Origin of the sequence: Dyella sp. (assembly GCF_036746095.1) — a bacterium.
In the GTDB taxonomy this organism is placed as follows: Bacteria; Pseudomonadota; Gammaproteobacteria; order Xanthomonadales; family Rhodanobacteraceae; genus Dyella_B.
In genome coordinates this window covers 12,354-35,782 of the sequence record NZ_DAIOEU010000006.1, presented here as the reverse complement: position 1 = coordinate 35,782, position 23,429 = coordinate 12,354, and the positions used below count along the sequence as shown (strand labels likewise).

24 protein-coding genes and 1 riboswitch are annotated in these 23,429 nt (G+C 61.9%); of the genes, 17 read left to right on the top strand and 7 right to left on the bottom strand.

The window, feature by feature from the left end:
- Positions 1–74: 74 nt before the first annotated feature.
- Together V7M64_RS04605 and V7M64_RS04600 are read right to left on the bottom strand one after the other, a co-directional pair.
- On the bottom strand, positions 75–926 hold the full coding sequence (locus V7M64_RS04605; RefSeq protein ID WP_333677372.1) for a serine protease: 852 nt from the start codon (positions 924–926) through the stop codon (positions 75–77).
- A 112-nt stretch (positions 927–1,038) separates the two neighbouring features.
- Entirely contained in the window at positions 1,039–1,863 is an 825-nt protein-coding gene (locus V7M64_RS04600; protein WP_333677371.1) for a serine protease, read from the bottom strand.
- A 728-nt stretch (positions 1,864–2,591) separates the two neighbouring features.
- Here V7M64_RS04600 and V7M64_RS04595 point away from each other — a divergent pair.
- From V7M64_RS04595 to V7M64_RS04585, 3 genes are all read left to right on the top strand, one after another.
- The gene (locus tag V7M64_RS04595; protein WP_333677370.1) at positions 2,592–2,975 is read left to right on the top strand and encodes a peptidase C13; all 384 of its coding nucleotides are present in this window, start codon (positions 2,592–2,594) and stop codon (positions 2,973–2,975) included.
- A 107-nt stretch (positions 2,976–3,082) separates the two neighbouring features.
- On the top strand, positions 3,083–3,379 hold the full coding sequence (locus V7M64_RS04590) for a hypothetical protein (protein ID WP_333677369.1): 297 nt from the start codon (positions 3,083–3,085) through the stop codon (positions 3,377–3,379).
- A gap of 105 nt (positions 3,380–3,484) precedes the next feature.
- Positions 3,485–3,689, top strand: a riboswitch (cobalamin riboswitch).
- A gap of 197 nt (positions 3,690–3,886) precedes the next feature.
- Positions 3,887–6,394 (top strand): ribonucleoside-diphosphate reductase subunit alpha, encoded by a 2,508-nt coding sequence (locus tag V7M64_RS04585; RefSeq protein ID WP_333677368.1) that lies wholly within the window; start codon positions 3,887–3,889, stop codon positions 6,392–6,394.
- 102 nt (positions 6,395–6,496) lie between these two features.
- Here the strand turns inward: V7M64_RS04585 and V7M64_RS04580 are convergent, their stop codons facing one another.
- Positions 6,497–6,724, bottom strand: coding sequence for a GIY-YIG nuclease family protein (locus tag V7M64_RS04580; RefSeq protein WP_333677470.1), 228 nt, complete (start codon positions 6,722–6,724; stop codon positions 6,497–6,499).
- On the opposite strand from V7M64_RS04580, the gene V7M64_RS04575 reads away from it, so the two are divergent.
- From V7M64_RS04575 to V7M64_RS04555, 5 genes are read left to right on the top strand one after another with little or no spacing between them, the layout of a single operon-like run.
- Entirely contained in the window at positions 6,653–6,877 is a 225-nt protein-coding gene (locus tag V7M64_RS04575; RefSeq protein ID WP_333677475.1) for a hypothetical protein, read from the top strand. The two genes, V7M64_RS04580 and V7M64_RS04575, sit on opposite strands and share 72 nt — an antisense overlap.
- 22 nt (positions 6,878–6,899) lie before the next feature.
- Positions 6,900–7,127 carry a hypothetical protein gene (locus V7M64_RS04570; protein ID WP_333677366.1) on the top strand — a complete coding sequence of 76 codons (228 nt, stop codon included), beginning with the start codon at positions 6,900–6,902 and terminating at the stop codon, positions 7,125–7,127.
- A 16-nt stretch (positions 7,128–7,143) separates the two neighbouring features.
- On the top strand, positions 7,144–8,151 hold the full coding sequence (locus V7M64_RS04565; RefSeq protein ID WP_333677365.1) for a ribonucleotide-diphosphate reductase subunit beta: 1,008 nt from the start codon (positions 7,144–7,146) through the stop codon (positions 8,149–8,151).
- A 16-nt stretch (positions 8,152–8,167) separates the two neighbouring features.
- A complete protein-coding gene (locus tag V7M64_RS04560) occupies positions 8,168–8,602 on the top strand; it encodes a GNAT family N-acetyltransferase (protein ID WP_333677363.1) in 435 nt (144 codons plus the stop codon).
- Positions 8,599–9,027, top strand: a complete 429-nt coding sequence (locus V7M64_RS04555) for a GNAT family N-acetyltransferase (RefSeq protein ID WP_333677362.1) — start codon at positions 8,599–8,601, stop codon at positions 9,025–9,027. The genes V7M64_RS04560 and V7M64_RS04555 overlap by 4 nt, the downstream gene beginning before the upstream one ends.
- Before the next feature lie 257 nt (positions 9,028–9,284).
- Here the strand turns inward: V7M64_RS04555 and V7M64_RS04550 are convergent, their stop codons facing one another.
- Together V7M64_RS04550 and V7M64_RS04545 are read right to left on the bottom strand one after the other, a co-directional pair.
- Positions 9,285–9,668, bottom strand: a complete 384-nt coding sequence (locus V7M64_RS04550; RefSeq protein WP_333677360.1) for a GNAT family N-acetyltransferase — start codon at positions 9,666–9,668, stop codon at positions 9,285–9,287.
- A gap of 61 nt (positions 9,669–9,729) precedes the next feature.
- Positions 9,730–10,404, bottom strand: coding sequence for a DUF2076 family protein (locus V7M64_RS04545; RefSeq protein WP_333677358.1), 675 nt, complete (start codon positions 10,402–10,404; stop codon positions 9,730–9,732).
- A gap of 189 nt (positions 10,405–10,593) precedes the next feature.
- Between V7M64_RS04545 and V7M64_RS04540 the strand changes: the two genes are divergently transcribed.
- The 4 genes from V7M64_RS04540 (at position 10,594) to V7M64_RS04525 (ending at position 15,440) form a co-directional block, all read left to right on the top strand.
- The gene (locus V7M64_RS04540; protein WP_333677468.1) at positions 10,594–10,980 is read left to right on the top strand and encodes a BlaI/MecI/CopY family transcriptional regulator; all 387 of its coding nucleotides are present in this window, start codon (positions 10,594–10,596) and stop codon (positions 10,978–10,980) included.
- A 1-nt stretch (position 10,981) separates the two neighbouring features.
- Entirely contained in the window at positions 10,982–12,799 is a 1,818-nt protein-coding gene (locus tag V7M64_RS04535) for a M56 family metallopeptidase (protein WP_333677356.1), read from the top strand.
- Between the two features lie 116 nt (positions 12,800–12,915).
- The gene (locus V7M64_RS04530; RefSeq protein WP_333677354.1) at positions 12,916–14,217 is read left to right on the top strand and encodes an ABC transporter permease; all 1,302 of its coding nucleotides are present in this window, start codon (positions 12,916–12,918) and stop codon (positions 14,215–14,217) included.
- Positions 14,218–14,225: 8 nt separating this feature from the next.
- Entirely contained in the window at positions 14,226–15,440 is a 1,215-nt protein-coding gene (locus tag V7M64_RS04525; protein ID WP_333677353.1) for an FtsX-like permease family protein, read from the top strand.
- Between the two features lie 238 nt (positions 15,441–15,678).
- Here the strand turns inward: V7M64_RS04525 and V7M64_RS04520 are convergent, their stop codons facing one another.
- Positions 15,679–18,024, bottom strand: a complete 2,346-nt coding sequence (locus V7M64_RS04520; RefSeq protein WP_333677352.1) for a DPP IV N-terminal domain-containing protein — start codon at positions 18,022–18,024, stop codon at positions 15,679–15,681.
- Positions 18,025–18,215: 191 nt separating this feature from the next.
- Here V7M64_RS04520 and V7M64_RS04515 point away from each other — a divergent pair, with 191 nt between their 5' ends.
- On the top strand, positions 18,216–18,965 hold the full coding sequence (locus V7M64_RS04515; protein WP_333677351.1) for a glutathione S-transferase family protein: 750 nt from the start codon (positions 18,216–18,218) through the stop codon (positions 18,963–18,965).
- Positions 18,966–19,028: 63 nt separating this feature from the next.
- Here the strand turns inward: V7M64_RS04515 and V7M64_RS04510 are convergent, their stop codons facing one another.
- On the bottom strand, positions 19,029–19,928 hold the full coding sequence (locus V7M64_RS04510; protein ID WP_333677349.1) for a LysR family transcriptional regulator: 900 nt from the start codon (positions 19,926–19,928) through the stop codon (positions 19,029–19,031).
- A gap of 112 nt (positions 19,929–20,040) precedes the next feature.
- Here V7M64_RS04510 and V7M64_RS04505 point away from each other — a divergent pair, with 112 nt between their 5' ends.
- The 4 genes from V7M64_RS04505 to V7M64_RS04490 all read left to right on the top strand — a co-directional run bounded on the left by V7M64_RS04505 (position 20,041) and on the right by V7M64_RS04490 (position 23,363).
- A complete protein-coding gene (locus V7M64_RS04505; protein ID WP_333677347.1) occupies positions 20,041–21,033 on the top strand; it encodes an aldo/keto reductase in 993 nt (330 codons plus the stop codon).
- 6 nt (positions 21,034–21,039) lie between these two features.
- Complete coding sequence (locus tag V7M64_RS04500) at positions 21,040–21,441, top strand: RidA family protein (protein ID WP_333677346.1); 402 nt, start codon at positions 21,040–21,042, stop codon at positions 21,439–21,441.
- 108 nt (positions 21,442–21,549) lie between these two features.
- On the top strand, positions 21,550–22,374 hold the full coding sequence (gene queF, locus V7M64_RS04495) for an NADPH-dependent 7-cyano-7-deazaguanine reductase QueF (protein ID WP_333677345.1): 825 nt from the start codon (positions 21,550–21,552) through the stop codon (positions 22,372–22,374).
- Between the two features lie 392 nt (positions 22,375–22,766).
- Positions 22,767–23,363 carry a hypothetical protein gene (locus V7M64_RS04490; protein WP_333677343.1) on the top strand — a complete coding sequence of 199 codons (597 nt, stop codon included), beginning with the start codon at positions 22,767–22,769 and terminating at the stop codon, positions 23,361–23,363.
- Positions 23,364–23,429: the final 66 nt, after the last annotated feature.

Below are 23,429 nucleotides of genomic sequence, written 5' to 3'. Positions count from 1 at the left end.
ATGCAATGGCTGAAGCCATGGATGCCCCGCGAACGGGGCATCCGGCCAACTCAGCGCTTACTTAAAACCACGAATCATCTCCTGGCCACTGCTCCTGTCTGTTGATCAGCTGGCTTTTCCCACACCCTGTCGAGACTATCCAGGAGGCTGGGCAGGCTAAGGTTGACATACGCTCCTGGCGCTCCCTGATCTGCGCAACCGTCGCCGAAAGAGACCACGCCGATCTGGTACACGCGGGCACCGATGGCCCGAATGATGGGGCCACCGCTATCGCCCTGGCACGAATCCTTGCCTCGGACCCCAGCGCAGAAGTAAGTACTCATGTCGTGATCTGAATATGAAATCGCGCACTCATCCATGGAGACGATCGGTACGTCGACCTCGCGCAACCTATCCGGATAGTAGGGGAACGATTGACTATCGGTATTTCCCCAACCTATGACCGTTGCCATCTGGCCAGGCCGGTACAAGGCATCTGCCCCCGCCGTGGGCAGCGTGACGGGGACGATGCCCTCCACAGGTGCATCAAGCGTGACCAACGCGAGATCGGAGTCATCGAGCGTACTGGCATCAATGGCACGGATGCCGCGCCGCTGAGAACCGATTCCATCGCTAAGCAACGTTTGCCCAACGGTCACCGATAGCCGGTGCGCGTTTTTGTCATTGACGCCTTCTACGCAGTGCGCAGCCGTAATGACCAATGTGGAACTGAGCAGTGATCCTCCGCATCTATGCTTTCCATCTATCTGGACCGATGCCATGAAGGGGTATTTGCCCCTGGGTACTTCAGTACCGCCGATGATAAGAGGCCCAACCTGGCCATGCCCGTCAGATGCGGCGGATGTGCCAGCTGCGATCAACCCCGCACCAAACCCGAGAATGCCTAGCGCAAGGGCCTGCCCTTTTCTTTTCCTTGAGATACTCATGAAAATGCTCCATTCAGCTCCGTTGTCATCACGACAATCGCGCCATGCGACTGCCCGTTCGCAGGAAGCCCCACCCGTCGAGCACGATGCGGCCTCCGTTTAAACACACCGATTAGAATTTGACCCAGATGGGAATGAGGCTATCCCAGAGTCTTTGATCGCTGAGATTGGCATAGACCCCGGGCGCCCCTTGTCCTGCGCAACGAATGCCCCCGAAGACGGTGCCGATCTGGTACACGCGTCCACCGATGACGCGAATGACGGGGCCGCCGCTGTCACCGTGACACGCCCCCTTGCCTCGCACCCCACCGCAGAAATTCGTGCTGAAATCAAATTCCGGCGCCGCGATGATGCATTCCTCCATCGACAGGATCGGTACATCCACCTCACGCAATCGATCCGGGTGGTATGGAAAACCTTCGCTATCGGTATTTCCCCAGCCGATCACCGTTGCCATCTGGCCGGGCCTGTACAAAGCGTCACTCCCGGGCGTCGGCAATGCGACAGGCGCGATGCCCATCACAGGTCGGTCCAGTACAACAACAGCCAGATCGGAGCCCTCCAACGTACTGACAAAAACCGCACTGATGCCCCGCCGCTGCGAACCGATCCCGTCACTGAGGAGCGTTTGTCCGACAGTGACCGATACGTGAGAAGCCGCCTCATCGTTCGTAATGTCTACGACACAATGCCTGGCAGTAAGAATCGACCTCGTGTCAAGGAGCGAACCGCCGCAAAAATGGTTGCCTTCATCCTGAAGCGAAGCCATGAAGGGATATTTGCCCCTTGGCACTTCGGTACCACCAATAATCAAGGGGACAACCTGGTCGGATTGGATATCGGATCGGGCAGATACATCGAACCCGGTCAATGCTGCGCTCAGCCCAAGAACTCCCATGGCGAGAATCGACTTCTTCTTTCCCGTGAAGATTTTCATAGAGCACCTTTTTCGGTTTACTGCCCCCTGATTCACAACGGCCGCTTTACGTCGACCGCCTTCTTGCAAGAAGACCCGTCCCGGGCCTCCGTCTTGCACGGTGCGACCTCGATAGACAAGCAAGGTCCCACCATTCCAGCCGAATGAAACGCAACACTCCAATCAAACCTCCCACTACGTGGCGTGGAAGTTGGCTTATGAGGACGTACGCATCGGATATCTACGGAGGGATGCCAAGCGCTCGACGCGCAAGGCAGAAAATTCGCAAAAAGGCAGCAGTACCCCAGCCTTGAATCCGCTATTGCAATCACCATTGCATGCTTTGAACTGCCGTACATGGATAGCTCCCAGTGCACTGTTCATTCGGATTTCGCTTGAGCGTACATGCTCACCCCTCGTGCGCCGCAATGACGTTTGAGCTTTTCGTTCCGTCATGCAAGTGATAATCGAAGAGAGCCATTCGCCGACAAAAAAATCGAAAGTGACTACACCGCCTGCTATCCACGAACTTCCGATACATACAAGGCAGATGGCCTTGCTCTCAGACCGTCAAGGTCACATGGATGGACGAGCATACGGAGCAGCACCGTATTCGCATCGTTGCTGCACGCCCGTCCCGTCGCGGACTCGATCCATGTCGACTTCGCGAAACGCGCAGCGTCCATGCTTTTTCGCTCCATCTATCTGCGATATGGTGCCGTACCCATCCAGCCGCCGGCCCCGCCGCCATGCTTACAGCCCTCGTGCTCGCGCTGCTTGCCGGCGCACAGCCGCCCTCGACGGACACCTTCACCACGCGCGTGCAGCGCGCAAAGATGGTGGAAGCCGGCCCCACCGGCCCGGCCTATCAAAAACAATTCTGGGCCAAGACCGGCAACCCGATGACCGACGCACTGAAAGCCTGCCTGGCGAGCAACGCGCCGGCGGACAAGTCGCCCTTTACGCTGGTTGCGGATATTTCGCCCGACGGACATCCGCTGCACGTGGATGTGCGCGCGCCGACAGCCGTCGCGAAATGCCTCGCCGGCCAGTTTTCGGCGTGGACATTTCCCATACCGCCCAAATTGTCCGATTCGGTCGATTACCCGATCGAGATCGATGTAAGTCTGTGAGCGCGCACGAACCAATGGAGACTTGCCCGGCTTCGTGATCGGCGCAGTGCGGGCGCACACCACGCCTTGCGCTACGATCCGCCCAATCTTTCCATGGAGTCGGCGGCATGCGCGCACCCACCGGTTCGGTCGTCGGTCTCTGCTCCGCCTCTGCCACCATGTCGGCGATGGGCATGGCCTTTCTCGGTTATTGGGGCGTCCACGAACCTACGCCCTGGAATGCGCGTGACATCGTGGTGGTGTGCCTGGCCTTCTTCAGTTTCATGGCGTTGGGCGCGACGATCTGGATCGCCACCACGCCGGTGGCCGATGACACCGTCGAACGGATCGCGCCCGCGCGCCGCAGCTTCGCCGCGGGGCTGGTGCTGATGTGGCTGGGGATCGTTGTCGCCATCGTGCCGTAGCGAAAAAATTTTCAACCGGGCCACAGGCCGCATGGCGGTTGGAGTCCGTCTGGTTATCCACCGGCTTATCCACAAATTATTGGGTTGACCGGCAACGGCGACCCCGATATGTTGTGCTCCGTCGGTTGCCGCTTCGAACGATTTCGAGGTGGCTCGGGAATCCGGTGCAAGTCCGGAACTGCCCCGCAGCGGTAGGCGGAGACCAAAGCCCAGTCGCACTGGCCTGCAGGGCTGGGAAGCGGGGCGAGTAGGCGGATCGCGAGATCCACATCCGCAAGTCCGAAGACCTGCCGACACGGTCTGGCCGGAGCGCCATGCCGCTGGTGACGGCCTCCGTGGGAGAGGTGTGTCGCGCGACGCGGATGTCATTGCCTGTGTCGAGCGAGCACGACCGCGGTACCGCCACCTCAGCCCTGCGCGCGGGAGCAGGCGGTTGAGTCCAAGGAATCTGTCCGCACGAACCGGCTCTCGCCGGCCGGACCGATTCCGCAGCCCGGAGCGTCCGACATGCAACCTATCGATACCGAATCGCGCGAGCGCACTGCCGACCGCGCCGAACCTGCCGTTTTCTCCGCCGATGCCCACGCGCCGGCCACTGCCATTGCTGGAACGATGTCCGCTACCGCCGAAGCACCTTTCACCCTGACTCCTCCGCACAACCCGGGCCAGATGCGCGTCACCAAGCGCAGCGGCCGGCAGGAAGTGGTCGACGTCAACAAGATCGTCCGCGCGGTCACGCGCAGCGCCGAAGGCTTGCATGCGGTCGATCCGCTGCGCGTGGCGCTGAAGACCATCGGCGGCTTGTATGACGGCGCCACCACGCAGGAACTGGATCAGCTTTCCATCCGTACCGCCGCCGCGCTCACCGCCGAGGAACCGGAATACGGCCAGCTCGCCGCGCGCCTGCTCAGCGCCTTTATCGACAAGGAAGTGAGCGGGCAGGAAATCCAGAGCTTTTCGCAATCCGTCGCACGCGGTGCCGAACTGGGCATCGTCAATGCGCGGCTGCGTGATTTCGTGACCGAAAACGCACGCAAGCTCAACGATGCGATCGATCCGCTGGCCTCGCGCCGCTTCGAATACTTCGGCCTGCGCACGGTGTACGACCGCTACTTGTTGCGCCATCCGCAACTGCGCAAAGTGGTGGAGACGCCGCAGTATTTCTTCATGCGCATCGCCTGCGCACTCGGCGGCAACGAGATTGGCGAAACGCTGGAGCTGTACCGCCTGCTTTCGTCGCTGGAATACATCGCCAGCTCGCCGACATTGTTCAATGCCGGCACGGCGCACGAGCAGCTCAGCTCCTGCTTCCTGCTCGACTCGCCGCTGGATTCGCTGGAATCGATCTACGAGAAGTACGGCGACGTCGCCAAGCTCAGCAAATTCGCCGGCGGCATCGGCCTGGCCTATTCGCGCGTACGTTCGCGCGGTTCGCTGATCAAGGGCACCAACGGCCATTCCAACGGTCTGGTGCCATGGCTGAAAACGCTGGATGCCTCGGTCGCCGCGGTGAACCAGGGCGGCAAGCGCAAAGGCGCGGCCTGCGTGTACCTGGAACCGTGGCACGCCGATATCGAGGAATTCCTCGAACTGCGCGACAACACCGGCGACGAAGCGCGCCGCACGCACAACCTCAATCTCGCCAACTGGATTCCCGACGAATTCATGCGCCGCGTCGAACACGACGGCAACTGGTCGCTGTTCGATCCAAAGATCGTGCCGCATTTCGTCGACAGCTGGGGCGAAACCTTCGAGCGCGCCTATCACAAGGCCGAAGCCGAAGGTCTGGCGGTAAAGACGGTGAAGGCACGCGAACTTTATGCACGCATGCTGCGCACGCTGGCGCAGACCGGCAACGGCTGGATGACCTTCAAGGATCGCAGCAACGCCACCAGCAACCAGACGGCCAAAGCGGAAAACGTCATCCATCTGTCGAATCTGTGCACCGAGATCCTGGAAGTCACCAGCGCCGGCGAAACGGCGGTGTGCAACCTGGGCTCGATCAATCTGTCCCGCCATGTAGTCGATGGCTCGTTCGACTTCGCCAAGCTTGCTGCCACGGTGCGCACGGCGGTGCGCCAGCTGGATCGCGTGATCGACCTGAACTTCTACCCCATCGACACCGCCGCCACCGCCAACCGCAAGTGGCGCCCGGTTGGCCTGGGCGTGATGGGCCTGCAGGACGTGTTCTTCAAGCTGCGCTTGGCCGTAGATTCGGCCGAAGCGCTGGAACTGTCCACGCGCATCGCCGAAGAGATCTACTACAACGCATTGGCGCAATCGAACGCGCTGGCCGAACAACACGGCGCGCATCCCGGCTTTGCGGAAACCCGCGCGGCGAATGGCGAACTGCAGTTCGATTATTGGCCCCATGCCAAGGTGCACGACGTGGCGCGCTGGGATGCGCTGCGCGAAGCGATCAAGGCCAAGGGCCTGCGCAACTCGCTGCTGATCGCGATCGCACCGACGGCGACCATCGCCTCCATCGCCGGCTGCTACGAATGCATCGAGCCGCAGGTCAGCAACCTGTTCAAGCGCGAAACGCTGTCGGGCGACTTCCTGGTGGTGAATCGCTACCTGGTGGACGAGCTGAAGTCGCTGGGTTTGTGGACGGCGGAAATCCGCGACGCGATCAAGCTGGCGGAGGGTTCGATCCAGGGCATCACGGCGATCCCGGAGCGTCTGCGCTCGATCTACCGCACGGTGTGGGAACTGCCGCAGAAAGCGCTGATCGACCTGGCCGCTGCGCGTGGTGCATATATCGACCAGAGCCAATCGCTGAACTTGTTCATGGAGAACCCGAATATCGGGCAGTTGAGTTCCATGTACATGTATGCGTGGAAGGCGGGGGTGAAAACCACTTATTACCTGCGCTCGCGGCCAGCCACCAAGATCGCCAAGACCACGGTAACGGCAACAACGGTTGCGGCGCCTGCGCCCGACGCACAGGAAGTGGCGACGGCGGCAGTGTTCTGCTCGCTGGAAAATCCGGAATATTGCGAGGCTTGCCAGTAACCTCAGGCCCGTCACCCCGGCGAAAGCCGGGGCCTAGCGACTTTGGTTTTGGATTTCTCGAGCGAAAGACACCAGGCCCCGGCTTTCGCCGGGGTGACGGGTTCAAAACAAGGTTTTGTATAGGTCATTCCAATACGGATTCGTGTTCTCGATGAGCTCTAACTTCCATCGACGATGCCATTTCTTAAGTAGCTTTTCGCGGGCAATAGCCGAGTCCATGGAATCGTGCGCTTCGTACCAAACGAGATGGTGAACGCCATGACGCTTCGTAAAACCGGAAACAAGATCCAAGCGATGCTGCGAAACGCGCTGAATCAGATCAGACGTCACACCAACATACAGGACACCATTTCGCTTGTTGGCAAGCATATAAACACAGGGCTGTCGCGATCTCATGCCGCTATCTTCATCAAGATAAAAGCGGCTGGAAGTCCGCCGGCAACTCTCAAATCCGTCATCCTGGCGAACGCCGGGAGCCAGTGACTTCCTTACACCCATGCCAAGAATGAAACCCTACCGCAACCGCAGCCGCCGCTCCGGCGTCAGCGCCTATACGATCGGCAAGGGCTTCATCCTGGTGCACTTCGTACGTGATGGCACCTACGAATACACCGACGCCAAACCCGGCCGCATGCACGTACGCAACATGCAGACGCTGGCCGAAGCCGGCGTCGGCCTGTCCACCTACATCAGCCGTTTCGTGCGCGGCAAGTACGCGCGCAAACTCGACTAAGCCTGAAGGAACATCCATGTCCGAGCACATCCTCGATCCCGGTTTCGAACTCACGCTGCGCCCGATGCGCTACCCGGAGTTCTACGAGATGTACCGCAACGCGATCAAGAACACCTGGACGGTGGAGGAAGTGGATTTCTCGCTCGACGTCACCGATCTCAAGTCGAAGATGACCGATGCAGATCGCCACCTGATCCATCGCCTGGTTGCCTTCTTCGCCACCGGCGACACCATCGTGGCGAACAACCTGGTGTTGAACCTGTACCAGCACATCAATGCGCCGGAAGCGCGCATGTATCTGTCGCGCCAGTTGTTCGAGGAAGCGCTGCATGTGCAGTTCTACCTTACGCTGCTCGACACCTATATTCCCGATCCGAACGAGCGCAACAAGGCGTTTGCGGCGATCGAGAACATTCCGTCGATCCAGCAGAAAGGCGCGTTCTGCTTCAAGTGGATCGATTCCATCCAGAACCTGCAAAAGCTGGAAACGCGCGAGCAACGCCGGCAGTTTTTGCTCAACCTGATCTGCTTTGCGGCGTGCATCGAAGGATTGTTCTTCTTCGCTGCGTTCGCCTACGTGTACTTCCTGCGCTCGCGCGGGCTGTTGCATGGTCTTGCTTCGGGCACCAACTGGGTATTCCGTGACGAATCCGGCCATATGGGCTTTGCGTTCGCCGTGGTGCGTACCGTGCGTGCACAAGAGCCAGAGCTGTTTGACGAAGACATGCGTGCACAGGTGGAAGCGATGCTGGAAGAAGCGATCGCCTGCGAAACGCAATTTGCCGAGGACGTGCTTTCCGGCGGCGTGGCGGGTCTCTCGGTGAAGGACATGCGTCAATACCTGCAATACTGCGCCGACCAGCGCCTGGCCCAGCTCGATCTGCCGAAGAAGTACGGCGCGAAGAATCCGTTCGACTTCATGGATCTGCAGGACGTGCAGGAAGTCACCAACTTCTTTGAGCGCCGCGTGTCGGCCTATCAAGTCGGCGTGGAGGGTGACGTCGCCTTCGACATGGCGTTCTGACGCATAATCGGCGGCTATGGATTCGTCGCACATCATTCTTACCGACGCCCCCACTGCCGATGAGCTAGGGGCGATTCGTCGCCCACTCGATCGGTTCAACTTCGAGGCCTGCGGCATCGCCGACCAGCGTCCGCTGGCGCTATTGGTGCGCGATCCCGCTTCTCATGAAGTAGTCGGCGGTCTCAACGGCCGCACTACGCGCGGCATATTGTTTGTCGATGTATTTTTCTTGCCCGAATCCATGCGCGGCGCCGGCCTAGGTAGCAAGCTGCTGCGTATGGCCGAAGAGGAGGGCTCCCGTCGCGGCTGTTTTACCGGCATCTTGTATACGAATAGTTTTCAGGCGCCCGAGTTTTATATGAAGCAGGGTTGGCGCGAGTTCGGCAGGTTTCCAAGTATTCCCTCGGGCACCAGCCGCATCTTTTTCTGCAAGGAGCTTGTTCCAGCATGAGGACGCCGCTTGTCGTCGTTACCGATGCACCCGAGGCTGAGGACCTGTCCGTAATCTCTGAGGGGCTCGATCAATTCAACATCGATACGAGCGGCATTGCAGATCGGCGCCCGCTGGCGGTATTGATCAAGGATCCGCATACAAACAAGACGATCGGCGGGGTCACAGGCCGCACTTCGCTCGGTTTGCTGTTCCTCGATGTGTTCTTTCTTCCTCAAGCACTACGTGGCTCGGGCCTAGGCAGCCGAATCCTGCAGTTGGCCGAGGAAGAAGGAAAGCGCCGCGGCTGCCGCGCGGCAGTCCTCTACACCATCAGCTTCCAGGCGCCGGACTTCTACAAGAAACATGGCTGGCGCGAATTCGGCGCCATTCCGTGTGATCCGCCCGGCACGGCTCGCATCTTCTTCTGCAAAGAGCTGGCTTGAACCGCGTTATTCATTCGTCGCCCCGGCGAAGGCCGGGGCTAGTGACTTTGACGAACTGCAAGTCGTTGGGTGATTCGCTTCGCCCACCCCTTCCGGGCCGTCCATGGGAACGTTTTCCGCGCTGCGCGCTCCGTCCGGCCTTCGCCGAGACGACGATGCATTTAGTCGCGTACAAGACGCTTCTCAAACCGCCACTCTTCCAAATCAAACGGCCCATTGCTGGTTTCGACCGGGATAACAAACCGGCCCACATTGCGCTAGCCGCTCTTCTCATAAAACCGAGCGGCCCGATGGTTCCCAATGGCGCAGCCCAGCCATGCCCTCTCGAAGCCTTTGGCAGCAAGCCGCGCTTCGCCATCCACCATCAAGGCGGCGGCGACACCGGAACCACGCGCATCGACGGAAACGAACAGCTGGTAAAGCTCATCCTCTTTCAGCATGCAGAAGCCGAGTGGTGCGCCAGCCGGGCCGATCACCCGCACCTCGGCCAGCCCGCCTAGCAGACGTTGTTCAAAACTTTCACGCGTGCGCAGTCGCACCAACTCCACTGGCAGGATGGCTGCGTGCGCATCCTGCCAACCATCGAACCAGAGTTGCGCCAAAGCGCCCGCTTCTTCCACTGCGGCGTTTCTTACATGCATGCGTAGGAAGCCCTTCCTTATGCGCGCCTCTTCCCGCAGGAAAGAGGGCGCGCCAGTAAGATCATGTCCAGCTGTTGTCGTCGTCGAAACTGCCGCCATCGAAATTCGCATCATCGAAATCATTGTTGGACGCGAAATCCTGATCGCCACCGCTCGGCAAGTTGTTGTTGCCGTTATCGTAGAAATTGTTTTCGGTGACGTTCTCGATCACTTCCGGCTGGCCACCACCGAAACCGCCACCGAAGAAACCGCCGCCACGGTGGCCGCCCAGCAGGCTTTCGATGCCGTCGAACAGGAACATGCCGCCGGCGACGCCGGCCGCGGTGGTCGCTGCGTTGGCAAAGAAGCTCGAACCGCCGCCCTGTTGCGGCGCGGCCGGCGCACTGCCGCCGAACAAACGCTCGCGCCAGCTTGGTGCAGCAGCCGGAGCGGCCTGCTGTTGCGGTGGAAACGGTGGTGGGTTGTTACCCCATGCGGACTGCGGTTGGCCTCCAAGGAAGCTGCCCCCTTGTTGTTGCCCGGCCAATTGCGCCTGCAATTGCGCAATCTGGGCTTTCGCCGCGTCCAGCGCATGCTGTTGCAGCAGGCAGCGTTGCACCAGCAGATAGGCCGCGTCGGGCTGGCTGGCCAGGCGCTGGTGGATCAGCGCATCGGCCTGCGCATCCTTGTTCACGCCGTTGACGGCGGCCAGGCGCTGGAGGAAATCGTCGAGGAGGAGTTGTTCCTGGGGAGTCATGAGGTCACCGGGTAGCTGGCCGGCACGATGCCGGCAGGAGTGGAAGTATGCGCGGGATGCATGACCTCAAGGGTGCCGTTGGTACTCCCTCTCTGCGCCGATTCACGTGCGCCTTAACCAAACGGCTATTGACTACAGATGTAGTCAAGGAGTAGCGTGACTACACCTGTAGTCATCGATGCCAACGCCATGCGCAAACCATCCATCGGGGACCAGGAGCTGGCGCTCCTGCATTACCTGGCCGAACACGAACCCGCCACCGTGGGCGAAGTCGCCGCCGCCTTCGGCGAAGCGCGCGAGCTGGCGCGCTCCACCGTGCTGACCATGATGGAACGCCTGCGCAGCAAGGGCTACTTGAAGCGCCGCCACGTCGAGGGTGTGTATCGCTACAGCACGGCCACCGGGCCGAACGAGGCGTTGAACAACGCGGTAGGGCAGTTCGTGGAGAAGACCCTGTCCGGTTCGCTTTCGCCGTTCGTCGCGTGGATGTCGCAGAAGGCAGACGTCAGCGACAACGAGCTGGCCGAACTGGAAGCTCTGGTGGCGAAGCTGCAATCACAACGCAAGGAAAGCTGACATGGATACGCTACGTACGCTCGCCGATGCCCTGCTGCCGCGTCTTGCATGGACCAGCGCGCAAGCCGTTCTGCTGATCGCAGTGTTGTGGCTGATCATGCGCTACATGCCGCGTCTTTCGGCGGCCGTGCGCTGCATGCTGTGGTGGCTGGTGGGTGCGCAACTGCTGCTGGGCATGGCGCTCAACACGCCGGTGCAATTGCACTGGTTGAAGCCGGTCGCACAAATGGCTTTCATCGCGCCGCACGAAGTCATCGTGCACGCCAATGCCGAGACGACCGCGGCGATGGCAGCAGCGCAAGCCACGGCCCTCGCAGCGCCGGCAAATCATGGGATGTGGTCATGGCCGGAAGCGGCATTGCTGCTGTGGCTGTCGATCATCCTGCTGCAGGCGATCTTCGCGGTACGGCACTGGCTGGAAGCGCGGGCCCTGGTGCGTGAGGCGCGCACACCCGCCAGCGCCGCCTTGTCAGCGCTATGCACGCAGCAAGCCAGGGCGCTGGGCATGCGCCGCATACCAGCCTTGCGCATCTCCGATGCGATCGTGTCTCCACAGGTCAGCGGCCTATGGCGCCCCGTCGTGCTGCTGCCATCCGAGCAGACCTTGTCGCAAGACGAACTGGCGATGGCGATCGCGCACGAACTGGCGCACATCCATCGCGGCGACCTGTGGCTGTGCTGGATTCCCGCGCTGGCGCAGCGCTTGTTCTTCTTTCATCCGCTGACGAGCTGGGCGATGCGCGAATACGCGATCCACCGCGAAGCCGCATGCGATGCACAGGTATTGCAGCGCCACGACGCCACGCCACAGCACTACGGCCATCTGCTGGTTCGCCTGGGTGTGGTCGATCCCGTGCATTCCAGCCTTGCCGGTGCGTCCTCCACGTTCCTTCATTTGAAGAGGCGACTGATCATGTTGCAACAGAGCCAGGCCAAGCCGCGCAAGCACGGTTGGTTGCTGGTAGCGGCGATGGCGTTGATCGGCGTACTTCCTTATCGCGTCACCACGGCGCGTGCGGAACAGGCAAGTACCGCTGCGCAGACACCGTCCGCCACTGGCGCCTACGCGATACCGCCACCACCGCCTGCACCCGCCATACCGCCCCTGCCGCCAGCACCGCCTTCAACGACCGTGCCGCCCCCACCGCTTCCACCGCCTGCACCTGACTTCAACGCCGCCCACGTGGAGATCGACACCAAGGCGCATGCGGATCATGGCTTTGTCTTGCTGGATGGAGATACCGTCATAGTTCAAGGCAGCGATGCGGATCTTGCACGAGCGCAACGCCTGGACCATGGCAATGCACCGCTACTGTGGCTGCGGCAGAACAACAAGTCTTATCTGATCCGCGACACAGATGTGATCCGGCACGCCCAGGATATCTATGCGCAGTCCGCGCAAGTCGCGCAGGCACAGGGTGAACTCGCCGGCAAGCAGGGCGAGCTTGCCGGACAACAAGCCGGACTGGCGGCACGCCATGCTGATCTCGCGTCCCGGCAAGCCGACGTGGAAAATCGCCGCGCCGCCCTGATGGAACACGCAGCGCAGCGCGCGACGTCGCAGGACGGCGGCGACAACGAGGCAAGCCTTGAAGGAGAACTGCGGGGCCTTGACCGGGAGCTGGCCGACATCCAACGCGAAAACAAAGCCATCGATCAGCAGGCGTCCGCACTGTCCAGGCAGGAGGCCGAGCTTTCGAAGCAGGAAGCAACGATGTCGAAGCAGGAGCAGCAGCATTCACAGGACAGGAATCGACAGCTGGACCGCGTGCTCAGCGATGCCATCGCGAAAGGATTGGCAAAACCCGTCGATCGATGAGAAACCGGTGCGCTTGAGGCGCCCCGGTCGTTTCCGCACGGCACATCCGGATATGCATGCACCGCCCGTCATGTCGGCGGACGGCGCACTGCGTCCTGCATACAGGGAAGCTCACCATGCTCGGCTATTACTGCTTGCTCGCCTTTTACAGTTTCAACCGCAGCAGGATCATCACGGCGCTGATGGTGCTCGCCATCGGCTTGGGGATAGGCGCCAGCATGACCATGATCACCGTGCTGCACGTGATGTCCGGCGACCCGCTGCCTGGACGCAGCGCGCGGCTGTATGTGCCGGTCGTCGATCCGCGCCCCGTCAGCAACACCAAGCCGGACGACACGGCGCTGGATGCCACCCGGACTTGGGTAGATGCGATGTATCTGCTGCACGCCGCACGCGCGGACCGGCAGGCAGCGATGGCCGCCGGCACCTTGCCGGTGCAACCGGCGCAGACGTCACTGCATCCTTTTTTCGAATCTGGGCATTACGTCACCGCCGACTTCTTTCCGATGTTCGGCGCACCCTTTCGTGCCGGCAGCGGCTGGAACGCGCAGGATGATCAAAGCCATGCGCGCGTGGTGGTCCTCAACGCCGACTTGAATCGCAAACTGTTCGGCAACGCGCCCAGCATCGGCCGCAGCGTACGTTTGAAGAACACCGATTTCCGCGTGGTCGGCGTGCTGGATGACTGGCAACCGCAACCCACTTTCTACGCGCAGATCGACAACGCCGCCTTCGGCAGCACCGATCAATTTTTCATACCGCTGCAGACCGCGCAGGAACTCAACTTGCATATCTCCGGCCGCATGTGGTGCTGGGGCAATGGTGGCGATGCGCGCACCAGCGATCATTGCGCCTGGCTGCAATTCTGGGTGGAACTGGACAGCCCAGCCAAGGCGCACGCCTATCTCGATTTCCTCGCCGGCTACTGGCGCGACCAGCACGCGCACGGACGCTTTCCGCATCCGCTCGATGCCAAGTTGTTCAGTTTGATGGATTGGCTGAGCAACCAGCACGTGGTCCCCGGCGATCTGCGTCTGCAACTGTGGCTGGCGCTAGGTTTTCTGGGCGTGTGCATGCTCAACATCGTCGGCTTGCTGCTGGCGAAATTCCTGCGCCGCGGCGGGGAAATCAGCGTACGGCGCGCATTGGGTGCGCGGCGGCGCGACGTGTTCTTGCAGCTGGGCATCGAGGCGGGAGCAGTCGGACTGGCCGGCGGCGCACTGGGCTTAGGTCTCGCCGAGCTGGGTCTGTGGAGCGTACGCCACCGGCCGGATGGCTACGCGCATCTCGCGCAGATGGATCTCAGCATGCTGCTCGGTACCTTCCTGCTGGCGACGGTTGCCGGCGTGTGCGCCGGACTGATACCCGCCTGGCGCGCCTGCAATGTCGCTCCTGCCCTGCAGCTCAAGACACAGTGAGGCATATCATGACGCTACCACCGATCGTCGCCAGCCTTACCCGACACAAGCTCACCGCCTTACTGCTGATGCTGCAGGTCAGTTTCACCTGCGCCATCGTGTGCAACGTCGCCTTCATGATCGTCGATCGCGTGCAGCAACTGCATCAGCCCAGTGGCGTGGCAGAGAATGAACTGGCGTTGATCGACAGCACCGATCTGGATGAAAACGCGCAACCGCTGGTGCGCCATGACGCCGATCTGGCGGCCTTGCGTGCCATCGCGGGCGTGAAATCCGTAGCAGCTGTCGATGCGCTGCCGTTCAACCATCGCGATTGGAGCAACGGCATCGCGCTGGTGCAAGACGGCCCCGCACCCGCCGCGGCCACTGCGTTCAACGGCACGCCTGGTGAACTGGCCACGCTCGGCCTGCACCTGATCGAAGGCCGCGATTTCCTGCCGAACGAATACGTGCCCTTGGGTAGTGCACACGATTGGAACGGTATTGACCAGGTGCCCGTCGTCATCGTCACGCGAGCGTTGGCCGACAAGCTTTTTCCAGGGCAGGATCCACTCGGCAAGGCGATCTATCCGAATGAAAAGCCCGTGCGCATCGTCGGCGTGGTCGATCACCTCCGTCGTCCGCAGGCGCACGGGAGCAGCGACAGCGACTATGCCACCCTGTTTCCACTGCTGCCCGATGCCAATGACGTAACCTACGTCATGCGCACCGCCCCGCAAGATCGCGAGCGCGTGCTGAAACAGGCGACTGAGGCACTCAATCGTCTGCATACCAATCGCATCCTCCGGCGTGCGCAGACGTTCGAGCAATTGCGTGCCGATTTCTTTCATCGCGACCGCACGATGATCGCGCTGCTGATGGCGGCGGCGCTTGGCCTGCTGATCGTCACTGCGCTGGGCATTGCGGGCCTGGCCAGTTTCTGGGTGCAACAGCGCCGGCGTTCCATCGGCATTCGCCGTGCGGTGGGCGCGACGCAGGGCGATATCCTGCGTTATTTCCAGTTCGAGAATTTTTTGATCGTGAGCACCGGCGTCGCTCTTGGTGTGTTGCTGGCCTACGGGCTGAACATGCTGTTGATGCTGCACTACGAGCAGCCGCGATTGCCCGTGCTTTATCTCGCTATCGGCGCCTTGGCGTTGGGGTTGCTCGGGCAGCTTGCCGTACTCGGCCCTGCCTTGCGTGCTGCTTCAGTGCCACCCGTTGTGGCGACCCGTAGCACATGACGTAGGTAGCCATGAACTCCATGGCTCCCTTACGGCCGTCATTCCCGCGAATGTGCACTGCTGTCGGGAGAATGGGTTCTGTTCTTTAAGGCCACACTGATTAAGTATCGCTGTCGCAAGGCGAAATGCCTGCCTGCAAATGCAACGCTACCAAGCCGTCGCCCCGGCGAAGCCCCGGGGCGACGATATCAAGGCAACGCAGCTCACAAGCTTTGCTCCGTTGCCCGCCTTCACCGCATTAGCGCCAGGGCCAGGGCTTGAGTGCGTATTCCTTCGGCGGCGTATCGCCGGCGAGGTATTGCACGAAGTAATCCCAGCGGCGCCGCGTGACGTACGGCGTATCGGCCGCATAGCCATGATGCATGTTGGGCAGGATCAACATGTCAAAGTCCTTGTTGGCCTTGATCAGCGCATCCACCACCAGGAAGGTGCTGTACGGCGGCACGTTGTCGTCGATCGAACCGTGTACCAGCATCAGCTTGCCCTTGAGATCCTTGGCGATCAGCTGGTTAGCCTGGTTGTCGTAATTGCTGGTGCCGTCCTTGTTGGTGACCAGCAGGCCCTGCCACTTCTCGCCCCAATCGTCCTCGTATTCGCGATTGTCGTGGTTGCCGCTTTCGGCCCAGCCAACCTTGAAGAAGTCCGGGTAGCGGAACATGGCATCCGCCGTGGTGTTGCCACCGCCGGAGTGGCCCCAGATGCCGACGCGCTCCAGATCGATCCACGGATAGCGCTGGGCGAGCTGCTTGATGGCGGTGACCTGGTCCGGCAGCGTGTTGTCGCCCATGTTGCCGTACCACGCATCGTGGAACGCCTTGGAGCGCCACGGCGTGCCCATGCCATCGACCGCGATGACCACAAAGCCCAGTTCCGCCAGCGACTGGTTGTCGTAGTCGGAGGCGGCAAAGCCGAACGTTCTTACCGAACCGGTCTGCGGACCGGGATAGACGTAGTCGACGATCGGATATTTCTTCGTCGCATCGAAATGCGTGGGCTTGAACATCAGGCCATACAGATCGGTCTTGCCGTCGCGCGCCTTCACCACGATCTGTTCCGGCGGCTGCCAGCCGGTGTCCAATAGCCGCTTGATGTCGGTAGTGGCGACGGTCGCGACGGTGCGGCCATCGCCGGCATCGCGCAGCACGGCAACCGGCGGTTTGGCGGTGGTGGAGTAGCTGTCGACGAAGTACTTGCCGTCATCGGATATGGTGATGATGTGGTCGGCCGGTTCGGGCGTGAGCAGCACCGGCTCGCCGCCATCCAGGCTCACCTTCCAGAATTGCTGGTAGTACGGATTGACGCCCGGCGTGCGGCCCACGCCGCGGAACCACACGGTGCGCGTCTTCGCATCCACTTTCAGGATTTCAGTGACGTTGCCCTGGCCGGTGGTGATGGCGCGCTTGAGCTGGCCGTTGCCGAGATCGTAGAGATAGAGGTTGCCCCAATTGTTGCGCTCGCTGAACCAGATCGCTTCGTTCGTTTCCGGCAGGTAGCGCCAGTTCACGGCGCCGTTGCCGCTTTCGTAATAGGTAGGGACGTCCTCGTGGAAGACCGTGCGCACTTCGCCGGTTTTTGCATCGGCGATGCGGAAGGTTTCGTGCTTGTGATCGCGCGAGGTCGACACGAAGGCGAGCGTCTTGCTGTCTGGCGCCCACTTCACGTCATCCCAGCCGCCGTCTTCGCCGCAGATCACGTCGTCGCACAAGGTGGAACGGTGCTGGTCCGGCGGCATCTTCAAGCGCAGCACTTTATGCGTGGGCACGTCGATGATCACCCGTTCGATCATGGTGATGTCTTTGTCGCCCGCCAGCGGATATTTCCACGACTGCAGTTCCGGATGGCCCAGCTTGGTGGTGACCAGGTACATGTCGCCGGTCTTGCGCTGGTCCTGCTGGAACGTCGCGATGTGCCTGGAATCCGGCGACCATTCCAGGATCGCTTTGTCGGTGTGCTTCCAGCCGGCGTTGTCGGTGGCGTAGCCGAAATTTTCCACGCCATCGGTGGTGAGCTGGGTTTCCTTGCCGGTAGCGACGTCGCGCACCCACAGGTTCCAGTTGCGGATGAAGGCTTCCTGCTTGCGGTCCGGCGACAGCACGCCGGGCTCCTTGCCGGTCTTCACGACGGTGGCGCGATCGACGCAATTGCCGGCGGCTTTCAGATCGCACAAGTAATGCGTGTCGCCGATGGTGATCTCGTCACGCCCATCGGCGGCGACACGAAAATCGCTGATGCGCAGCTTGTCCGCCTTGACGTCCTTCTTGCCGGCCTTGGCCAGCGCGGCGGCGAACTTGCCTTGGTCGAGCAACGGCTCGGCCTTGCCGTTGGCCGCATCCATGCGCAGGTAGTGATCGCCGCTGGCGTCATGGTCGACGTACCAGAAGTGCGTGCCGTCCAGCCAATGCACGGTGCTGACCATGTGATCGACCAATGGCGTGGCGTTGTACGGCATGTAGCGCTCGGCCTGGCGGTAATCTTGCGCGGTAAGCGTACGGCCTGCGGCGGTGGCGCCGCTCGCGCAGCCCAGGGCCAGCAGGCCGCACATCAATGCGCCGTACAGGCGCGACGTGCCGGTTGTCGAATGCATGTTTGCTCCCATGAAAAACGAATGGCCGCGCAGGCGGCCGCCCCCAATCTGTCACGACCCCTGATCGTAATGGTTGTGGCGGGGTCCCCACCCCTGCCAAAGGTCCCTGAAACGCTTGCCTGTTTGTGCGCATGCAGCACGAAGGCTTGTACGCTATGTCGCTATCGGCCTGTTCACTGAGAGCCAAGCGTATGTCGCAGCGCTACAGCATTATTGGCAACTACATTTCGCCCTATGTGCGCAAAGTGCTGGTGTGCCTGGAGCTGAAAGGACTGGCTTACGAGATCGACCCGATCACGCCCTTCATCGGCAATGACGACTTCAGCCGCATCAGTCCGTTGCGGCGCATTCCGGTGCTGATCGACGGCGAACTGGTGCTCAACGATTCCAGCGTGATCTGCCAATACCTGGAGGACAGGCATCCACGGCCCTCGCTTTATCCCGCGGATATCGGGCAACGCGCCAAGGCGCGCTGGCTGGAGGAATATGCAGATACTTACCTGGCGGATGGGCTGATCTGGCGGCTGTTCTATCAGCTGGCCATCCGCAAGCACGTCTTCAAGGAGCCGACCGACGAAGCCATCGTGCAACGTGCACGCGAGGTCGACGTGCCGGCCGCACTCGATTACCTGGAAACGCAATTGCCGGCGGAAGGTTTCATCTTCGGCGAGTTGTCCATCGCCGACATCAGCATCGCGTGCTATTTCCGCACGGCGTCGTTCGTGCGCCATGCCGTGGATGCGGAACGCTGGCCGCGCACCGCCGCGTTCGTGCAGCGCATGCTCGCGCTGCCGCCGTTCCAGACACTGGCGCGCCTGGAGGAAAGCATCCTGCGGCTGCCTTTGGCACAGCAGCGAGCTGCATTGGCTGCGGCGGGTGCACCGCTTACGCGTGAGACCATGGGCACGCTTGCTCCTCGACATGGTTTCCCGCGGGGATAAGCCTCCGTATGTAACTTGGCCTGCAAGACTCTGCGATGTTGGTTCGCGTTCCACCCGCCCAACCTACAACTGCTTGCCCATCACTTCGACCAGCCAGTCGACAAACACGCGCAAGCGCGCCGGCATCTGCCGATGCGGCGGATACAACACCGTGATCGGCAGCGAAGGCGGCGGTGTTGCAGGCAGCAGTTCCTTCAGCTGCCCGTTCGCCAACGCACCCGCCAGGTGATAACGCGGAAATTGCGCAATGCCCAAGCCCGCCTCGCAACAGCCGCGATAGGCTTCCACGCCACTGACGGTGATGCGTCCCGGCAAGCTCACTTCGCGCCGCTTGCGACCGACCATGAACTCCAGCGGTTCCACGCGATGCGTGGTGGGCGATGCCCAGTTCACCGCGTAATGGCCATCCTGCAGGTCCGCCAGGTTGCGCGGCATGCCATGTCGACGCACGTACTCGGCGCTGGCCACGGTGGCTTGCTCCAGCGCGCCGACACGCCGGCCGACCAATCCGGAGTCGGACAAATTGCCCGCGCGCAATACGCAATCGACGCCTTCGCGCAACAGATCCACGAAGTGATCGCCAGTGCCGATGTCCAGCTCCAGCATCGGATAGCGCGCGAAAAAGGCGGGCAGTGCCGGAATCACCCACAGCTTGGCCAGCTGGGTGGGCAGGTCCACGCGCAATCGTCCGCGCGGCTGCACCGCAGCCTGGCGAAAATCCGCTTCCACCGCGTCGACGTCGGCGAGCAGCCGCACGCAGTGGCGGTAATACGCTTCGCCATCGCGGCTGGTGCGCACGCGGCGCGTGGTTCGCTGCAGCAGTTGCGTACCCAGGTGCGCTTCCAGCCGCTTGATGGTGTGGGTGACGGTGGCGCGCGGCAGGTTCAGGTCATCGGCCGCGGCGGTGAAACTGGCCAATTCGACGATCCGCGTGAACAGGCGCATGGCATCGAGGCGGTCCATGGATTGTTGATCTCGATGAAATAGTGAAGCTCATTATTGAGCATTTATCAGGGGGCGGCATCGGCCGATGATGGATGGGTTTTCCTCCCCCTCCCGCCGCGAGACGACAAGCATGCAAACACGCACACTCGGCAAGAACGGTCCCCAGGTTTCCGCCATTGGCCTGGGCTGCATGGGCATGAGCGAGTTCTATGGCGCCGCCGATGAGGCCGAATCCATCGCCACCATCCACCACGCGCTGGACCGTGGCATGAATTTGCTGGATACCGCCAACGTGTACGGTCCGCACACCAACGAGGAACTGGTCGGCAAGGCGATCAAGGGGCGCCGCGAGCAGGTGTTCCTGGCCACCAAGTTCGGCATCGTGCGCGATCCGTCGAACCCGGGCTTCCGTGACGTCAACGGCCGCCCGGAATACGTGCACGCCAGTTGCGATGCCAGCCTGAAGCGCCTTGGCGTGGATCACGTCGACCTGTATTACCAGCATCGCGTGGACCCGAAGGTGCCGATCGAGGAAACCGTCGGCGCGATGGCCGAACTGGTGAAGGCCGGCAAGGTACGGTACCTGGGCTTGTCGGAAGCCGCGCCGCAAACCATCGAGCGCGCGGCCAAGGTGCACACCATCAACGCACTGCAGAACGAACTTTCGTTGTGGACGCGCGACGTGCAGGAAAACGATACGCTGGCCACCTGCCGCAGGCTGGGCATCACGCTGGTGGCGTATTCGCCGCTGGGCCGTGGTTTTCTCACCGGTGCGATCACCACGCCCGACGATTTCGAGGCGGATGATTTTCGCCGCAACAGTCCGCGCTTCCAGGGCGAGAACTTCGCGCGCAACCTGCAATTGGTGAAGCAGGTGGAAACGCTTGCCGCGGAAAAAGGCTGCACGCCGGCACAACTCGCCCTGGCCTGGGTGCTTGCGCAAGGGCAGGACATCGTGCCGATTCCGGGTACGCGCAAGCGTTCGCGGCTGGACGAAAATATCGGCGCGCTCGACGTCGCGCTGAGCAAGGAAGAGCTGGCCTCGATCGATCGCATCTTCCCCACGGAGGCCATCGCCGGTGCGCGCTATGCCCCCGCCGGCATGGCGCATATCGGCCGGTAAGCCGCGATGGACACGATCGTGCGCATCCAGCCGGACGATCTGTTTGCCTTCCCGGGCCTGCATGCCGGTGTCCGGGTTGGCCATCTGCTGTTCGTATCCGGCCAGGTGCCGCTGGGGCCTGCGGGTGAACTGGTGGGCACGGGCGATTTTCGCATGCAGGCCGAGCAGGTGTTCGCCAATCTCGGCAGCGTGCTTGCCGCCGGTGGCAGCGGGTTCGACCGGCTGGTGAAGCTCACCGCGTTCTTCGTGGATATTTCGCGCGACCTGCCGGTGTATCGGGAGGTGCGCGATCAATACATCGTTGCGGACCATGCGCCGGCCAGTTCGGTGGTGCAGGTGGCGAAGCTGTTTCAGCCGGCGGTGTGGCTTGAGGTGGAGGCGGTGGCGGTTTGCGGGAGTACGCGCTGAACATCGGCACCCTGGCGAAGGCCAGGGCCCAATGACTTTTTAGATCCCCGAAGTCACTAGGTCCCGGCCTTCGCCGGGGTGACGGGAAAGGGGCATTACAATGTGCGCATGAGCACTCCCGAACACTCCCCCCTCGGCAAGCACACCGTCTACGCCGACCGCTACGACCCTTCCCTGCTGTTCGCCATTCCACGCCAGGCCAAGCGCGACGAAATCGGCGTCAGCGAGCCACTGCCGTTCCAGGGCGTGGACATCTGGAACGCCTATGAGCTGTCATGGCTGGACATGCACGGCAAGCCGATGGTGGGCGTGGCCGAATTCCACGTGCCGGCAAACTCGCCGAACATCATCGAGTCCAAGTCGTTCAAGCTTTACCTCAACGGTTTCGCGCAGGAGCCGCTCGCCAACGTCGCGGCGCTGAGCGCGCTGTTGCAGCAGGACCTCACCCGCGCAGCCGGTGCGGTCGTGACCGTGACGGTCCGCCCGCCGCGTATCGCGCAGCTTACGTTCGCCGATCTGGAAGGCGAGTCGATCGATGGACTACCGGTGGCGATCGATCACTACGGGCCACCGCACCCGGAATACCTGCGCGCCGATGCGCAGGCCGGCATCGTCGAAGAAAGCCTGGTTTGCGACCTGTTGCGCTCCAATTGCCCCGTCACCGGCCAGCCCGATTGGGGCAGTGTGCAGATCGCCTACCGTGGCGCGCCGATCGATCGCGACGGCCTGCTGCGCTACCTGGTTTCGTTCCGCACCCACAACGAATTCCACGAGCAATGCGTGGAGCGCATCTTCATCGACGTGATGAAGCACTGCGCACCCGAGCGGCTCAGCGTGTACGCGCGCTACACGCGCCGCGGCGGCCTGGACATCAATCCTTTCCGCAGCACGGACAAGGCGCTGCCGGGCAATGCTCGCGGAGTGCGTCAATAAACGGATTGACCGGGTACACTCTTAGGGATGCTCGGATGCATTCTGCGTAGGCGGCATGATGTCCAGAAGGCCCGCAGGGTGCGCGGCGCAGAGCAGACGGGTTGTCTGTTCAAGCCGTGCGGCGCAGCCTGCGGGCCTTCCGGACATCACCTTTCGGGCCGTTCCTGTCTGTCCGCATCTCACAGGGCCATCGTCTCGATAGACGACCAGTCTGCCTTCGCCGATGGCCCTGTGATCTGCGAACAGACAGGAACGGTGACGCCTGCACAGAATGCATCCGAGCATCCCTATCCCGGTCATCGGCACTTCAGATCGCTGGCGCTAGCCTTGGCAGTTGCCTCGATACCGCCCGGTTTACCGGTAACGCTATTTATCATTTCGGAATCCCGCACATGACACTTTCCGCACGTTCCGCCGCCTTTTACTGCGTGACATTGGCTGGCCTGCTGGCGCTCAGCGCCTGCGGCAAGAACGAGCAGCAGCCCGCCAACCAGCCGGCTGCCCCGAGTACCGCACCGGCCCCCGCCAGCACCGCCGCGCAGCCGGCGCCGAGCACCACGGCCGCGACTCCCGCCCATCCGGGCACCGCACCCGCCCCGGCCAGCACCGCTGCCCCGGCCAGCGCAGCGGCACCGGCTCCCGCCGCCGACGGTTTCCAGGTCAGCAGCGTGACGCTGGGCGATTCCGTCAATACCGACCACAAGGTGAGGAAGGACATGACCGCCTTCTCGCCGACCCAGAAAACCATCTACGTAAGCGTCGACACCACCGGCAACACGCCGGGCGCCACGCTCAACGCCAAGTGGACCTATCTGGACAAGAACCAGATGATCGTCAGCACCAGCCAGTCGATCATCGCCGATAGCCCGAGCACCACCACCTTCAGCATGAAGAACCCGGACCTGTGGCCGGAAGGCAAGTACAAGGTGGACATCTCGGTGGACGGCAAGCAGGCGGCCAGCAAGACGTTCGAAATCAAGAAGGGCTGAGCCTTACCGGCAAGCTGGATGCAGGGCGCTCCGAACGGAGCGCCCTTTGCTTTGATGGAAACGTGT

Excerpts from the sequence above, each read along its gene's own strand:
- V7M64_RS04500 (WP_333677346.1), top strand. The coding sequence starts at position 21,040 with ATGGACACGATCGTGCGCATCCAGCCGGACGATCTGTTTGCCTTCCCG.
- V7M64_RS04520 (WP_333677352.1), bottom strand. The coding sequence starts at position 18,024 with ATGCATTCGACAACCGGCACGTCGCGCCTGTACGGCGCATTGATGTGC.
- V7M64_RS04565 (WP_333677365.1), top strand. The coding sequence starts at position 7,144 with ATGTCCGAGCACATCCTCGATCCCGGTTTCGAACTCACGCTGCGCCCG.
- V7M64_RS04560 (WP_333677363.1), top strand. The coding sequence starts at position 8,168 with ATGGATTCGTCGCACATCATTCTTACCGACGCCCCCACTGCCGATGAG.
- V7M64_RS04555 (WP_333677362.1), top strand. The coding sequence starts at position 8,599 with ATGAGGACGCCGCTTGTCGTCGTTACCGATGCACCCGAGGCTGAGGAC.
- V7M64_RS04510 (WP_333677349.1), bottom strand. The coding sequence starts at position 19,928 with ATGGACCGCCTCGATGCCATGCGCCTGTTCACGCGGATCGTCGAATTG.
- V7M64_RS04605 (WP_333677372.1), bottom strand. The coding sequence starts at position 926 with ATGAGTATCTCAAGGAAAAGAAAAGGGCAGGCCCTTGCGCTAGGCATT.
- V7M64_RS04575 (WP_333677475.1), top strand. The coding sequence starts at position 6,653 with ATGACGCTTCGTAAAACCGGAAACAAGATCCAAGCGATGCTGCGAAAC.
- V7M64_RS04530 (WP_333677354.1), top strand. The coding sequence starts at position 12,916 with ATGCTCGGCTATTACTGCTTGCTCGCCTTTTACAGTTTCAACCGCAGC.
- V7M64_RS04590 (WP_333677369.1), top strand. The coding sequence starts at position 3,083 with ATGCGCGCACCCACCGGTTCGGTCGTCGGTCTCTGCTCCGCCTCTGCC.
- V7M64_RS04550 (WP_333677360.1), bottom strand. The coding sequence starts at position 9,668 with ATGCATGTAAGAAACGCCGCAGTGGAAGAAGCGGGCGCTTTGGCGCAA.
- V7M64_RS04585 (WP_333677368.1), top strand. The coding sequence starts at position 3,887 with ATGCAACCTATCGATACCGAATCGCGCGAGCGCACTGCCGACCGCGCC.
- V7M64_RS04570 (WP_333677366.1), top strand. The coding sequence starts at position 6,900 with ATGAAACCCTACCGCAACCGCAGCCGCCGCTCCGGCGTCAGCGCCTAT.
- V7M64_RS04535 (WP_333677356.1), top strand. The coding sequence starts at position 10,982 with ATGGATACGCTACGTACGCTCGCCGATGCCCTGCTGCCGCGTCTTGCA.
- V7M64_RS04525 (WP_333677353.1), top strand. The coding sequence starts at position 14,226 with ATGACGCTACCACCGATCGTCGCCAGCCTTACCCGACACAAGCTCACC.
- V7M64_RS04505 (WP_333677347.1), top strand. The coding sequence starts at position 20,041 with ATGCAAACACGCACACTCGGCAAGAACGGTCCCCAGGTTTCCGCCATT.
- V7M64_RS04490 (WP_333677343.1), top strand. The coding sequence starts at position 22,767 with ATGACACTTTCCGCACGTTCCGCCGCCTTTTACTGCGTGACATTGGCT.
- queF (WP_333677345.1), top strand. The coding sequence starts at position 21,550 with ATGAGCACTCCCGAACACTCCCCCCTCGGCAAGCACACCGTCTACGCC.
- V7M64_RS04595 (WP_333677370.1), top strand. The coding sequence starts at position 2,592 with ATGCTTACAGCCCTCGTGCTCGCGCTGCTTGCCGGCGCACAGCCGCCC.
- V7M64_RS04545 (WP_333677358.1), bottom strand. The coding sequence starts at position 10,404 with ATGACTCCCCAGGAACAACTCCTCCTCGACGATTTCCTCCAGCGCCTG.
- V7M64_RS04540 (WP_333677468.1), top strand. The coding sequence starts at position 10,594 with ATGCGCAAACCATCCATCGGGGACCAGGAGCTGGCGCTCCTGCATTAC.
- V7M64_RS04600 (WP_333677371.1), bottom strand. The coding sequence starts at position 1,863 with ATGAAAATCTTCACGGGAAAGAAGAAGTCGATTCTCGCCATGGGAGTT.
- V7M64_RS04515 (WP_333677351.1), top strand. The coding sequence starts at position 18,216 with ATGTCGCAGCGCTACAGCATTATTGGCAACTACATTTCGCCCTATGTG.